This window comes from Spiroplasma endosymbiont of Dioctria linearis, from assembly GCF_964030865.1.
In the GTDB taxonomy this organism is placed as follows: domain Bacteria; phylum Bacillota_I; class Bacilli_A; order Mycoplasmatales; family Mycoplasmataceae; genus Spiroplasma_A.
The window spans coordinates 177900-193301 of record NZ_OZ034984.1; the positions used below are offsets into that span (position 1 = coordinate 177900).

At 23.5% G+C, this 15402-nt stretch carries 13 protein-coding genes; 12 read left to right on the top strand and 1 reads right to left on the bottom strand.

From position 1 onward, the window contains the following. Nucleotides 1–4 precede the first annotated feature (4 nt). On the top strand, nt 5–1105 hold the full coding sequence (locus tag AAHM84_RS00810; RefSeq protein ID WP_342259015.1) for a nicotinate-nucleotide adenylyltransferase: 1101 nt from the start codon (nt 5–7) through the stop codon (nt 1103–1105). Next, nucleotides 1105–1761 carry a 5'-methylthioadenosine/S-adenosylhomocysteine nucleosidase gene (mtnN, locus tag AAHM84_RS00815; RefSeq protein WP_342259016.1) on the top strand — a complete coding sequence of 219 codons (657 nt, stop codon included), beginning with the start codon at nt 1105–1107 and terminating at the stop codon, nt 1759–1761. Before AAHM84_RS00810 ends, mtnN begins: the two co-directional genes overlap by 1 nt. A 199-nt stretch (nt 1762–1960) precedes the next feature. On the opposite strand, the gene AAHM84_RS00820 is transcribed toward mtnN, so the two are convergent. After that, nucleotides 1961–2269: a helix-turn-helix domain-containing protein gene (locus AAHM84_RS00820; protein WP_342259017.1), complete on the bottom strand. Its 309-nt coding sequence runs from the start codon at nt 2267–2269 to the stop codon at nt 1961–1963. Nucleotides 2270–2365: 96 nt separating this feature from the next. Between AAHM84_RS00820 and AAHM84_RS00825 the strand changes: the two genes are divergently transcribed. The 10 genes from AAHM84_RS00825 to AAHM84_RS00870 all read left to right on the top strand — a co-directional run bounded on the left by AAHM84_RS00825 (nt 2366) and on the right by AAHM84_RS00870 (nt 14446). Then, entirely contained in the window at nt 2366–2611 is a 246-nt protein-coding gene (locus AAHM84_RS00825) for a hypothetical protein (RefSeq protein ID WP_342259018.1), read from the top strand. A gap of 141 nt (nt 2612–2752) precedes the next feature. Further along, nucleotides 2753–3547, top strand: a complete 795-nt coding sequence (locus tag AAHM84_RS00830; RefSeq protein ID WP_342259019.1) for an HAD-IIB family hydrolase — start codon at nt 2753–2755, stop codon at nt 3545–3547. A gap of 79 nt (nt 3548–3626) precedes the next feature. Further along, nucleotides 3627–4364, top strand: coding sequence for a class I SAM-dependent methyltransferase (locus tag AAHM84_RS00835; RefSeq protein ID WP_342259020.1), 738 nt, complete (start codon nt 3627–3629; stop codon nt 4362–4364). A gap of 22 nt (nt 4365–4386) precedes the next feature. Continuing rightward, a complete protein-coding gene (locus AAHM84_RS00840; RefSeq protein WP_342259021.1) occupies nt 4387–5241 on the top strand; it encodes an ROK family protein in 855 nt (284 codons plus the stop codon). A 376-nt stretch (nt 5242–5617) separates the two neighbouring features. Next, nucleotides 5618–6901: a DNA (cytosine-5-)-methyltransferase gene (gene dcm, locus AAHM84_RS00845; protein WP_342259022.1), complete on the top strand. Its 1284-nt coding sequence runs from the start codon at nt 5618–5620 to the stop codon at nt 6899–6901. An 11-nt stretch (nt 6902–6912) separates the two neighbouring features. Further along, nucleotides 6913–7986, top strand: a complete 1074-nt coding sequence (locus tag AAHM84_RS00850) for an HNH endonuclease signature motif containing protein (protein WP_342259023.1) — start codon at nt 6913–6915, stop codon at nt 7984–7986. Nucleotides 7987–7989: 3 nt separating this feature from the next. Next, on the top strand, nt 7990–9615 hold the full coding sequence (locus AAHM84_RS00855; RefSeq protein ID WP_342259024.1) for an ATP-binding protein: 1626 nt from the start codon (nt 7990–7992) through the stop codon (nt 9613–9615). Nucleotides 9616–9626: 11 nt separating this feature from the next. Continuing rightward, entirely contained in the window at nt 9627–11768 is a 2142-nt protein-coding gene (locus AAHM84_RS00860; RefSeq protein WP_342259025.1) for a Z1 domain-containing protein, read from the top strand. Between the two features lie 4 nt (nt 11769–11772). Then, nucleotides 11773–12588 carry an HNH endonuclease signature motif containing protein gene (locus AAHM84_RS00865; protein ID WP_342259026.1) on the top strand — a complete coding sequence of 272 codons (816 nt, stop codon included), beginning with the start codon at nt 11773–11775 and terminating at the stop codon, nt 12586–12588. Between the two features lie 646 nt (nt 12589–13234). Beyond that, nucleotides 13235–14446 (top strand): hypothetical protein, encoded by a 1212-nt coding sequence (locus tag AAHM84_RS00870; RefSeq protein ID WP_342259027.1) that lies wholly within the window; start codon nt 13235–13237, stop codon nt 14444–14446. Nucleotides 14447–15402 lie beyond the last annotated feature (956 nt).

A 15402-nucleotide genomic window follows, 5' to 3' on the forward strand; every position in this document is an offset into this window, starting at 1 on the left:
TAAGATGAAAAGAATTGCATTATTTGGGGGAAGTTTTGATCCAGTTCACAGTGATCACATAAATATAATCAAGAGCTGTAAAAAAAACTTAAACTTTGATGAAGTTTGAATAATGCCAGCTTATGTTAATCCTTTTAAAAAACTTTCAACTTCAAGTGTCACTCAAAGATTGGAAATGCTAAAAATAGCAACTCAAAATTTAAACTATGTAAAAATTAAAACTTATGAAATTTCAAAGCATACTTCAAGTTTTACATATGACACAGTTAAATATTACAAAGCAAAATTCCCTAAAATGAAGTTTTCCTTTGTAATGGGTTCAGATCAATTAGATGACTTTGAAAAATGAGATAACTTTAAGCAATTAATTGAAGAAATAGACTTTAAAGTCTTTTTACGAACAAAAGACTTTAATCAAATTATTGTTGAGAAGTATAATTTGGAAACTTTTGAATTTGAAAATAATTATCTAAGTTCAACAAAAATTAGAAATCTTGTTGATTTGAACTTACAAATTAAAGAAGTTAATGATTATGTTAACAATAATTTAATGTATTTATATGAAAGAGTTGAAAGTAAAATGGATGAAAAGAGGTATTTTCATTCACTTAATGTAGGTCAAATGGCTATGGAATTAGCTAGGTTGAACAATTATGACTTAAATAAAGCTTTGATTGCTGGAACGCTTCACGATATAGCAAAAAGGTGAAGTAACGATGAGATGAAAGTCTCTCTTTTAAAGTATAACAAGGCCTTATTAGAAGAACCAGAACCAACATGACATTCATTTGTAGGAGCTTACCACTTAAAATATGATTGGTTATTTAAAGATGAAGAAATTATTCAAGCAGTCTACAATCATACTGTAGGTTCAAAAGATATGACTATGCTTGATATGATAGTTTTTTGTGCAGATAAGATTTCATCAGAAAGAGATTATCCTGGAGTTGATAATTTGAGAGCCTTAGTAAAATCTGATTTATTAACTGGATTTAAACAATTGCTTAAAAACCAATATGAAGTAGCTATTAAGAAACACTCTAAAGATTCAATTGGCAGAAATTTAATTGAAGCTTATAATTTTTGAGTTAGGGAGAATAAATAATGAAAACCTATGCTATTTTGTTTGCAATGAAAGAAGAAGCCAAAAGTTTAATTGAACATCTTTCACCAAAATTAGTAAAAGATGAGCACTTTGAAATTTATCAAAAAGATAATATTTACATTGCAATATCTAAAATTGGATTAATTAATGCAGCAAGTTGCTTTACTTATATTAATCAAAAATTTACAATTGATTACTTTATTAATGCAGGTTTAGTAGGTACATTTTCTAAAAAATTAAAGTCATTAGAACCAATTATAGTAAGAAAATCATATTTAGGTAATGCTGATGCTAGGGGATTTGGCTATAAATTAGGTCAAATTCCAGGAATGGAGCAATTTTACTGTTCAAATGATGAACTTTTAAGTTTATTTGAGGCTTTTAAACAAGTAGATATTTGTTCAAGTGATATTTTTATTAACTCACAAGAAAAAGTTGAGGAAATCATTGTTCCAATTAGTAATTCTATAGCAATTTTTGATATGGAATGCTTTGGTTTTTATCAAGCAGCACATCTATTTAAAAAGCCAATAATAGCTTTAAAATTAGTAAGTGATCATATTGATAATGGTAGCAATGAGTTACAATTTAAAGAGATTTTACAAAAAGGTAGTTTAAAACTTAGTCAATTACTTTTAAATATTATAAAGAAATAAATATTATTCTACATATATATTATAATTTACTTGGAAGGAAGTGAGTATTCATGGAATGTACAAAAGATTGCAAAGATTGTAATTGTAAATGTGAATTTGATGATAACTGTGCTAACTGTCAAATGTGTTCAACTGACACAAATCACGGTTAGTCAAAAAGATTAAAAAGACCTAAAGATTTTTAGGTTTTTTTAATGCTCTAATTACTATTGCTTAAATTTTTTACGCCTCATTCAGAAAGCGAATCTAATATTGGTTTTAAACTTAAACCTAAATCAGTTAAAGAATAGGTAACTTTTATTGGAGTAGTTTCTTCAACTTCACGGCTAACTATTTGCATTTTTTCCAAATGCTTTAAAGTTTCAGTTAAAACTTTAGTAGTTATACCATTAATTTTTCTCTTTAACTCATTAAATCTTTTTTCAGTTGTTAATAATTCTCTAATAATAAAAATAGTTCACTTATTTTTTAGAATAGATAAGCTAAATTCAACGGGACATACTTGCATTTTAATTACTCCTTTTTAAAGTAAGTTACTTTAAAGTGCCTACTTACATTGTTATTTAATAATAGTTATTATAACAAATAAGGGAGGTGAAAAAAAATGTCATTAGACTTAAATAACGTAGTTGAAATTACTAACGGTGATTTTGGTGAAATTGATAATCAATTGAAACAAGGAAAAACAGTTTTAGCAGCTTTACAAAAAGGTGAATTATTATCACAAGCATTAAGTAAAGGTGAAATGAATGATGGATTTGCAAAAATACAGTTCAAAGAAGCAAAAGAAAATTGTGGAACTTGTGGTTGTCAAAAACCTGCAGATACTTTAGTTTATCTTTGAAGATAATTATAAAACTTTAAATAAACAATTACTTATGGACAGTAATTTTGTATAAATAAACCAGGATCTAACTCATTAGAAAAGTTAAATTATGGTTTATTTTTTATTAAAATGTCTTAAAATAATAGAGAAAGGAATGATAAAAGGATGAAGTGATGAATTAGTGACTTTGATGGAACTCTTACATTAAAAGAAAATAATCATAAAATTTCTCTTGAAGATGAGAAATTTATTAAGCAATGAACAAAATCGAATAAATTTGTAATTGCTACAGGTAGGGGTTTTTTAGAGTTGGATGAAATAATCAAAGAAAAGGGCTTTGATGTAGAATATCGAATAACTAATAATGGAGCTGCAATGTTTAAAAATAGTGAGTCTATTTATGAACTGTCAATTCCAATGAAAGAAAGAAAACAAATATTAGAAAATCTTAAAAAACTGCACAAGTTTTGTGGTATTAAAATTTCAGATACAAAAAATACTAATATAATATCTGGAATTGACGAAGTAATTCCGAGATTTAAAGAAACATTAGTATTTTCACATTGATTTAATGTAGAAGATCGATTTCAAGATTTTATGGAAGAAATTTTGCAAAATGAAAAATTGAACAATATTTCATTATATGCACATGTTCCAGATTTTGATTTAATAACTTACTTATTTAAAAATGTAGAGGGCATTAAAATAGTTAAAACAGCGCCATTTGTATTAGAAATAATGCATGAAGATGTTTCTAAACATTTAGGGATCAAATACTTACAAGATAAGTATAAAATTGACAGTAATGATATTGTTGTTAGTGGTGATGGTGACAATGATTTTGAAATGTTAAAGAGTTTTGAAAACTCATTTGTAATAAAATCAGCTACACCATTAGCGTTAAGTGCTGGTAAAACTAAAATTAGCTCAGTTAGTGAAATTGGTAAATATATTAAATAGATTAAATCAACATTAATGTTGGTTTTTTCTTTTTAAATGGTTAATTTTAAAATATAATTAAAGAGATAAGAGGTATAAAATGGCAAATCACTATAAACAAATTAGTAGTTTAATATATGACTTTACCAAGCCTCCAGGAACAAGCATTGATGGAGATTTAGAATTTTATAAGTCTCAACTTTTACCAATTCAGGGAAAGGTATTAGAAGCAGGAGTAGGTAATGGCAGATTATTCATTCCGCTTTTAAAATATAAAGTTGATATTGTTGGTATTGATAAGTCACAAGAAATGATCAATATTTGTCAAAAAAATTTGGAAAAGGAAAATTTAACAGGGAACTTAATTTGTCAAGATTTAGAAGAATATAGAGAACTTGAAACTTATGATTATATTATAGTTCCTAATGCAACTTTCAATTTACTTGAAACAAGAACTAAAGCTAAAAAAGTTTTAAAGAACTTTTATGACTCTTTAAAACCACAAGGGACCATTATTATTGACTTAATATTGCCCATTGAGTTTAAAGCAGGAACTAATCATGAATATAGTCACTATATTGATGATCAAATAATAGTTGTAAAAAATTTAAGTAAGGAAATTAATTGAATTGAACAATATAGCATTAATCAAATAGATTATTATATTAATGAACAATTACAAGAAAGCCAAGAATTCAAATTATCTTGATATGGGTGTGAAGAATTTTGTAATATATTAGCAAATATTGGTTTTAATGATGGAGTTTTTATTATAAACTATGGTAATAAAAGAAACTTAAATGTTAAAACAATTACATTTATTTTTAAAAAAGTTTAAAGAAAGAAAAAGGTAAGTAAATATGAAGTTAGCAGTAGATATTGGTGGAACATCGATTAGGTTTGCTTTAATTGAAAATAATCAAATAATAAAAAAAGAAGTTATTGATACAGATGGCAATAACATGAAAAAAAACTTAGATGAAATTAAAGCAACAGTTGATAGTTGAAATGAACAAATTGATTTTATTGGTATTTGTTGTCCTGGGCCTTTAAACTTAAAAAGAGGAACAATTTTAGTTACTTATAATTTACCTGATTGAAATAATAAATGTATTTTACAAGAATTTAAAGAACTATTTAAAATTGAAAATGTCAAAATAAACAATGATGGTAATGTAGCTGCTTTAGGTCAATTTAGCATAAGAAAAAATTTACACTCACTTTTATACTTTACCTTTTCAACTGGAATAGGTGCTGGTTTTATTAACCAAGGAGAAATATTTGAAGGTTTTAGTGGGGCTGCTTTAGAGATCGCCAATGCTTTACCAATGTATAATAGTGAAAATTCAAATAGAAGTGGAATTGAATTTTTAGCAAGTGGTAAAAATATTTGCTTACAATTAGCTAAATTAGGAGTAGAAGTTAATTCATCAAAAGAGGCTTTTGACTTATACAAAAAAGGTGATAATCAAATTGTCAATGCATTTTTTTCAATGATTGAAGAAAAATTAATAAGTTTAATATCTACTGCAATTTACTTTTTTAATCCAGAAATAATAGTATTTGGGGGAAGTGTTGCAATGTTTAATCAAGACTTTTTTGAATCAATATTTAAAAAAGTAATTGAAATTACAGCAGATATTGGCTATCAAACAAGATTTGAATTTGCTTTAGATTTAGATGACTCAACTTTACTAGGATGTTGTCAAATGTAAAGAAATTTGTTTTTTTATTATAAACTCTTTAAGTAATTTAAGGAGAAAGCATATAATATTTTTAGAAAAAATTCTAATTTTAGGTTTGGTATTATTTTACAATTGTTGGTTTTAAAAGAGCAAAAAGTGGAGATATTTGAGGACTTTTATTAGCAACTATTGGTTTAGGATTTTTTAAGGTTTGTAATTGCATATTGTCATTATGAAACTTGAAAAATTAGCAAAAAAAACAAAAACAAAAACAAGATTTATTAAATAATTTAGTTATAAAAAAAATCAAGAAGTTTAATATATATCTGCAAAGATATATATTTTCTTTTTTAAGGGCTTGTAATATAAGCTAAAACCATTTATTATAAGAAAAGTGAGGTTATTTATGAGTGAAATTAAATTTATTGACTTATTTGCTGGTATTGGAGGATTTCATTATGCTCTTAAATCGGCTTTAAATGAACTTCAAAGTAATCTAAACTCAAAATGTGTATTTGTAAGTGAAATTGATGAATATGCAAAAAAAGTATATTCTAATAATTTTAATTATGATATAAATAAAATTATTAATATCAGAGATATTGATAAAAATGATATAGAAAATCATGATTTTTTGTTTGCTGGTTTTCCATGTCAAACGTTTTCTAATGCAGGGAAAAAACTTGGTTTTATAGATAAAACAAGAGGAACTTTATTTTTTGAAATAGCTGAAATTTTAAAAGTTAAAAAGCCTAAATTTTTTCTCCTTGAAAATGTGAAGCACTTAGTGAAACATGATAAATCAAGAACTTTCAATTTAATATTAGATACGATTAGAGAATTAGGTTATATAACAACAAAAGAACCATTAATTTTATCTGCAACGGAAATAGGTGTTCCCCAAAAAAGAGAAAGAGTATATATAATCGGTGTAAGACAAGATTTGGTATCTGATTTGGAATTTATTGATAAACCAAAAATGAACTTAGAAAATAAGTATTTGTATAATGAAATAATTGAAAAAGAAGTATTAGAAGATTATTTTGATATGGTTGATAATAAAGTTAAAATAGCAATTGAAGCTTGGGGAAAGTTTTTAAAAAAAATAAAATTACCTACAAATAGAAGTTTGCCAGTTATTTGATTTGATGATTTGTTTACTTCAAAAAAAAGACAGAATGAAATATTAAATGATAACTCAGTTTCTGAATGAAGAAAAAAATATTTAAAGGATATGTGATTAGTTTATAAAGAAAATAAGGAATTTATTGATAAGTGAAAAGAAGAATATGGAGTTAAAAATTGACAAGCAAGAGAAAAAAAATTTGAATGACAAGCAGGAAGGGAAAATAAGGACATTAAAAACTCTTTTATCCAACTAAGACAATCTGGAATAAGATGTAGAAGAAAAGAAAGTTTTCCAACCTTAGTTGCAATGGTACAAACTCCTCTTGTTTATGATGATAAAAGAAAAAAATGAAGATTTTTGACACCTAATGAAACTGGTAAATTGCAAAACTTTTATAAAATTAAAAGTGATGATTTTGATTTTAAATTTAAATCTTATTCTGATATATATGGTACTAGTTTAAGACATGATTTTATTTCTCAGAAACAATTTGGCAATTCAATTAATATAAATGTTGTTAAACAAATTATCAAGTACATTTTAGAAAATTTTTATAAATAGGAGAAAGTAAAATGATTAAATATAAGAACTTAGTTGATATGATTGAGATAGAAGAAGATTCGAATCAATTTGATATTAGACAAGAAAAATCTAAGGAGATTTTTGATGAGTTTATAAAAATACTTTCATCAAAGACTAATATAAAGAGTTTAAAATTTACTTCAAATTCTAAAAAAATTTCTAATAGTTCTTTTGAATTTGATTTTAATAATAAAAAATATAGTTTAAATATGAATTACATTAAAAACTCTGGAACCAAAAATAATAACAATAAGAGATTTCAAATCAAAAATAATTTATATTTAAAAAATGCAATTAATTCATATTTTGCCTTTTTAAATATAGGAAAAGAAAATTTATTTTTTATTACAAAAGATATTACTAAATTTATAGAAAATTATATTCAAAAAGAAGTCTCAAAAAGTTATTCCTCTTTCTGAATTAGTTATAATGATATAAGGAATTTTTTAAATAATAAGGATGATAATTTATTTATTGATAAAAAAGGCACTCTTTTTTCAAAGGACCTTAATTTATTAATTGATGCCTTTTTAAATGACTATAATAATAAAAATTCTGAAAGTCCGGCAAAACTCAAAACCAGTTTTGATGAAATTGATGATGAGGATATTTTTGATTTTGTTATTGATAATTTTGTAGAAAATGAAGTTGAAGATTTTGATCATAATAATATAAAAAATATTGATAATAATAATAAATTAAAAAGAGATAGTAGAATCATTTCTGATTTTTTGAAACAAAATCAATTTTGTAAAGCATGTGACTCTACAACAACTTTTAGAAAAAGAAATGAAGATATTCAATATTTTGAAGTACATCATTTCATACCATATAATATGAAAACTCAAAAAAATTTTAAAAAAACTTTAGACTCAAAATTAAATCTCGTTACATTATGTGCAAATTGCCATAGAAAAATTCATTTATCTTGTAAAGATGAACAAATAATAGTAATAAATAAAATAGCTGATAAAATAATAGGTGGTACTTTCATTGAAACGTATCCAGAATATAATCTTGATACGCTTATAAAATGATATGAAGATTTATATAAAAAGGGGTAAAATATGGAAAATATTTATGAATTAGATTTTAGACCAGACACAAGTATCTATGCAACTTATAAAAGACTTAGTTATACTCAACCATATGCAATAGCAGAATTTGTTGATAATTCAACTGCTAGTTTTTTTGAAAATAAAGAAAAACTTTGTGATTTTTATAAAAATAATAATAAAAATTACAAATTATCAATATTTATTCTTTATTCAAATAGTGGTTCAGAGTCAACTTTGGAAATAAGAGATAATGCTTATGGAATGGAATTAGAAAATTTTAAAAGAGCTGTTATTTTAGGAAAACCACCAAAAAATAAGGGCGGAAGAAATGAATTTGGAATGGGATTAAAGACAGCAGCAACTTGATTTAGTGATAAATGAACTGTGGAATCATCTGAACTTGGTTCTGATAAAAAGTATAAAGTCTTAATGGATATTGATAAGATCTCAAAAGAAAGTCCTAACTCTATTCCAATTGATGTTAGCTCAGAAGTTAAAACAAAGCATTATACAAAAATAACTTTAGAAAAATTAAATAAACCTTTAAGAACTAAAAAACAAAAGGAAACTTTAGTAAATCTTTTGACGGGTATTTATAGAAAAGATATTAGTAGCAAGGAAATAAATATTACTTTTGCAGAATTAAAAGAAAATAAGCTTTATGACTTTAAAGGTGAAGAATTTGAAAAATTATCTTTGATACCACCATTAAAATTCTTAAAGGTTGAACCAAGAATTGTTCAACCTGGTGAAATAGTAGGTATTGATAAACCAACAGTATGTACAAAAACTATTAATGGAAGTTTTAACTTTGATGGTACAGTATATCCCATAAAAGGATTTGTAGGTATTCGTAAAGAGGGTTCAAGAAGTAAAGCAGGTTTGATATTATTTAGAAGGGGTAGAGCAATTATTGGAGGTTATGAAAATAACTACAGACCAAAGGAAATGTTTGGAGACCAAAGTAGTTTTTCATATCAAAGATTATATGGAGAAATAGAATTGGACAATTTCCCTGCAAATCAGGCAAAGGATGGTTTTAGTTGAGATGATGGTTTAGAAGATAGCTTCATTAATTTTATTACTAGAGAAACTTTACAATTAAGAAACTGATCTAATATTTTAAGAAAAGTAGATAAAACTGCTATTTCTAAGATAAATAATGAAGACATAAATATTGGTAATAATAATATTAAAAAAATGTTAGGTTCAGATATTAAAGATATTATTAGTTCAAATAATAAAATTGAATTCATTAGAGCATCAAATGAAATGGAATTAAAAGAAGATAATAGAGAAGAAGAAGTTAAACAATTAGATAATATTATTTTCCTAGAAAATAATGGAAAACTTAAAATGACTATTGATAATAGTCAAAAGCCCAAAGAGTGAATTAGTATAAAAATTATAAATGAAATAAAAAATCATTTTGAGGTTGTGATTCATATTGAACACCAATTTTTTAAGCCATACACAGAAATGCCAGATTTTATAATATTTATTAAAACATTTTCTTTTGCTTATGTTGCTTCAATTTTAAAATTAAGAAGAGAATCTAATGATTCTAGAGTAGACCCACTTAGAATAACAAATGTAATTAATGATTATTTATTAAACTATATAAAAAATAATTAAAAGGAGAAAATATGAGTATTAATTTTATTAAGAATTTTGAAGATAAGTACACCTCAAAAATTGGTAAAGAAGGTGTTTCTGAAATAATATCAAAAGCTAATGAAATAATAGAAGAATGTATCGATGAAAAAGGTAACACAAAAAACTCAGTTGGAGTTATTGTAGGTAAGGTTCAATCAGGTAAAACATCAAATTTCTTAGGCATAATTTCATTAGCATTTGATAAAGGTTTTGATACTGTTTTATTAATTGGAGGATGAGATAATACATTATTGGATCAGAATTATACAAGAGCTGAAGAAGTCTTTGGATCTGTTAAAGAAAAAAATAGTTTTAGAATTGAAAGTAAAGTTTATCAAACAAGCGTATTTGATAGTTCAGAAAGTATTACAAGTGGATCGGCCGGTAGTTTTTTTGATCCTAAAAATGAAAAAAAAGTTATTGTAACTATTCTTAAGCAACATACTCACTTTAAAAAAGTTATTAAAGCAATAAAAGATAATAAAAATATTTTTGATAATCGAAGGGTTTTGATAATAGATGATGAAGGTGATCAAGCTAGTTTGGATGGCAATTTTAGCAAAAAAGAAAATCAAAAAAATAAGGATGAACCAAAATTTATTGACAAAACTAAACTAAACAAACAGATAATAGAAATGACAGAAGAGCTTAGAAATTTCTCATATTTAACTGTTACAGCAACTCCTTATGCAAATTTTTTACTTGCCAAACAAGAAGAACTGTCGCCAAAATTTATTAAATTAACTAAACCAGGAAAAGATTATATAGGATTAACTGACTTTCATTTGGATGATGATTCAAATTTCATAGAATTAATTGACGATATTGATGCTGAAACTTTTGAAAGTGATAAAAATAATATGGATCCCCCAATTTCGATAAGAAAGGCAATTTCATATTTTATTATTAGTATCATAAATGCAACTAAAAATAAAATAGAGTTGAAAAATTATGAAATGCTTGTTCACATTGAAAGAAATATTAAGAAGCATGAAGTTATTAAAAGTCAATTGGATAAAATGCTACTAGAATATAAAAAATGTAGTGAGGATCCTTTTGATGCAAAATATTTGATTTTTAAAAATTTTGTTAATCTTGGATTTGAAATTATAAATAATAGAAAAGTTGATTTAGAAAAAGATAGAGAATTTATAGAGAATTTTTCAGAAGTGCTTGGAGAATTATCTATTCAAGTAATTAATGGAACAAAAAATAGTCTTAAAATTAAAGATATTAAGGATCCATATGTTATATATATAGGTTCAGATTTATTGCAAAGAGGCGTTACTTTAGAAAATCTTTTAGTTACATATATCACAAGAATTGCTAAAAAGAATAATGTAGATACAGTTTTACAAAGAGCAAGATGATTTGGATATAGAAAAAAAATACTTGATTATGTAAAAGTTTTTACAACACCAAAATTAAAAGAAATGTATTCAATTATAGCCAATTTTGAAGAATCCTTATGACAAGAATTGTATAGTCTTGACGAGGGAGAAATAGATACACAGATTTTTTTAAATAATCTTATTTATTCTTTACCCAAGGAAGAAAGATTAACAAGAAGAAATGTTGCGAAGGTAAACTATGTATCTATAAAAAAATGACAGACACAAAAAAAATACAAGGAAACTAATAACTTAGAGTGAATTTTTTGTGAAGAATTAAAAAATAATGGAATAAAAGAGGTCTATAATAATTCTGTTGAAAGTAAATATAGGGAGTTTTTAAACTGGGAAGAATTTTCAAAAGAAATTAACATTGATCAAGCAATTCTTGAAAAAATTGATATTAATTTTTCACATATATTTAAAGATGGAAATTATAATAGTAAAAAAGTTAAGACTATTTTAATAAGATCTGATAATGAAAAGCAAGAACGTAAAGTTTGAGATAAGGATTTAAAGTTTACTTTGCCAGCAGCTGGTAAAAGAAGTTATGAAGAGTTAAATGAAAAAAACTACTTTGGAGATTCAAATCTTCATAAATACGTAACAAACAAAGATAAAATATTAATTGTTATTTACAAAATAAATTTTAAAGATAGCATGTCTAATAAATTGGACACTCAAATTGCTTATAATGTTTATTTGCCAGGTATTGAATTAGAAGGATTTATAAGAGGATAAGAAAATGAATGTAGCTTGAACTTATGATGATGAAAAAGTATGCGTTGAGGCATTTTTTAAATTTATTGATTTTGATAAAACTTTAAAAATGGTAAGAAAAGAGATTATTGAATACATAAAATTAAATGTTAAAAATTATGAAATAAGAACTCATACCTCATGAGTTTTAAAAATAGATAATATTCATTATTTATTCCGAGTTTGATGTGGTCTTCCAAAAGCCGGACTGAAAGGAAAAACAAGTAAACAAGTTGAAATAATGAATATTTTTTTTGAAAATAGTAAATTTAAAAATAGTACTGATAAATTTTCAAAAGAATGATTTATTAGTAAAAAATCAGAATTTTATAAATTAAAAAAGTATGACCCAGAAAGTGATAAAAAGGAAACTATTATAGTGAAACTTATCAGAAATAAAAAAATAGTTACTGATTATTTAAACCAAGTAAATTTTTGTGAGAATTGTTTAAAAGAAAATACCTTCATTAGCTTATCAAGTGGAAAAATGTATTTTGAAGTTCATCATTTCATTCCATATAATGAGGAGGTTCAAAAGAATTATGAAATAAATTTAGATAATTATTATAATCTTGTTTCGCTTTGTCCGGAATGTCATAGAGCAATACATCTATCTGAACAAAGAAATACTATTATAAAAAATTTATTTGACAAAAAAATTAGAATTAAAGAGTTTAAAGGTTTTTACGGAGAAAATGGTATTGAAAAAATAATTAGTGACTATAAAAAGACAAATATGACAAAAGATCATGAAGTAAATTTTGCAGATTTTGATGATGATTTATATGATTTTGTAATTTAATAATATTACTTTATTTCTCAAAATTTTTAATAAATCAGAAAATAAAATATATTAGTTTGACTACTAATAAAACTAGTGGTTTTAATAAAATCGGAAAATAAAATTTATATAAAATAATTATTTTTTAAAAAGCAAGTTCTATTTAATAGAAGAACTTGCTTTTTTTGGGAGCTCTTTCCATAGATATTATTTTCAATTTTTAGTCTAAAATAAATTAGAATAAAACATTTATATATAAAATGTTTATCTTTTATAAAATTAATACTGTGGAAATCCCCAATAGTTCTTTCACTTCGATATGAAAAGAAAATATTTTCATATTTTTCTAATTTTCTAGCTAATGATTATAATTAATTTAAGGATTCGTATTTGAGGTTATTTAGAACCTATTTTTTTTATTATATTTATTAGTAGTCCTTTCATAAAACCTCCATTTATTGATTGTATAGGATGATAAAATTACTTGTTAATATGTAATTACATAATCGTTTATTACTCATATAATAGGAATTCAAAATGCATAAATATTTTTACAATAAGAATAGAGTTAGTTATATAATAAAGATATATAAAAAAAGAAAAAGAATATATTTTAATTAGTAATATGAAGATTAAAATTTATTTAGAAAAGTGGAGGAAGTAAATTATGAAAGCCTTATTGATAGGAAATGGATTTGAAATTCAATTCAATAAAAATATGGAATTAAACAATATGAAAACTAAAATAATAAACTCCATAGAAAATTTTGAAATAATTACTTTATTTTCAGATAGTTTTTTAGAAGAAAGAAACTATAATGAAATTGAAAAAAATTTTGTTAAAAATAATTATAATAAAATTTTTGAAGAGATTATTTACTCCATTTTAGTTTCTAATATTAATCAATATTCAATTGAAAATTACATATCCGATATTTCTTTTAGGATTCAAGAATTTTTTAATGAAGATACTGAAGAAATTATATCAACTTTTGTAAAAAATTTATTTCTCTTTTATATTGAAGAGCAGTGAAAAATAACTGAACAAAGAGTAAGAAAATTTTTAAATCATAATAATAAAATTACTAATTTTCTAAATAGTTATGATATTTTATTAACAACAAATTATACTAAAATATTAAGTTTAATTAATGAGCATTGTTCTAGAAAAAAAATAATTTTAAATCTACATGGAAAAATAGGAGAAAATGATGTAAATATTTTATGGAAAAATAAAAAAAATAGTAATCAAAATTTAGTTATAAATAAATTAAATTCTCTTAGTATAACTGATATTGATATTATAGGACTAAGTTTTAATCAAGACAATATTTTATTTTTAAATATTTTGAATTCGCTTAAATTTATTGAAAATAGAGAAAGTGTAATAAATTATTATTATTACAATGATAAAGATTGTAATAATGTTAAAAAATTAATAGATATTAAAACAATGGATTATTTAAAAAATTTTAATGTAAATATTAATAAGTTTAAGAAACAAGGGTTTTGATATACTATTACAAATAAATATGAAAATTTAAAAGGTGATAAATATATCAATCTTGAAAATTTGAAAAAGGAAAACAATGAAATAGCTTTTTGATCAGAAAAAATAGATAGAGATAGTTATTCGTTATTTTTATACCTTGGATACTTAAAAAGCAATATTATTTTTATAAAGGGTGATATTCCAGAAGATGAAATATCCATAGCCATAGAATCAGAATTTTATGGTTATAAAGTAGAGCGAATATATTTTAATGAAATTAGTGACTTAATATATAAAAATCAATCATCAATAAGGCTAAATATTATAGATTATAAAGATAATTTTTTTGGAGTATACAATAATTTATTTAATAATTATTTTCTATAAATTTAATTTATTATTTTTATAACAATAAAAAAGTAAATTTAGAGTAATCAGTATTAAGTTTTCGAATAAAATTTATAATATAAAATACAAATAGTGTAGATGTTATGCAAAAATTTAAACTTCATTTATTAAATGAAAATTATTTTTTTATTCTCTATCAAAAAATATAATTTAGCACTTTTAATAAAGAATTAATTTTGGATGTTTTAAAAGCTTCAAACTTCTCATTTAATAATGTTTTAATACACCATATAAATTATTCTTTTTCATTTGAACTAAACTGTAAGTATAATTTCAAATTAATACGACATATTTCTTATTTCCATAGCCCTTACTTTTAACTTTTATTTAAAGTAAAAGAGAATGAATATTTTATGTATAAATCACTTATATTTTTTAAAATTAATATTATGATATCATCAATAATTCTTGTACTTCGGTAAGAGAAAATAATATATTCATCTTGATTAATTTTTTTAGTTAGTCAGTCTAAATATTCTAAATATTATTGAAAATCTTTATTATATTTTTTAATAATATTTGGTAAATAATTATTTAACTGCTCAATATTTTTTAAATCAAAGAGTATAATTATTTACTGTACCTTGTTTGCAACATTCCCAAAACTCTTACGAATAATAATTTTTTTGAGATATTTAAATTGATATTACTTATTTTAAAAAAGTTTAAATAAACTAAAGATATCTTCAATTTTTAATTAATTGTTGATTTGAAATATTATTTTTATATATTTCCCTAAACTTGAAGTTTATTTAATATAAAGTTTGCCTGTTATAAAATATGAGTGTGAGATTTTCTTATTTTAGCAATTTAATAGTAATCTTTTCATAAAACTTTCATTTATTGATTATAAAGGAAGACAAAGTCGCGTGTTAATATGTAGGTACATAATAACTTATTACTAAGAGCCAAGAGTAGGCAGATTGACAAGGAAT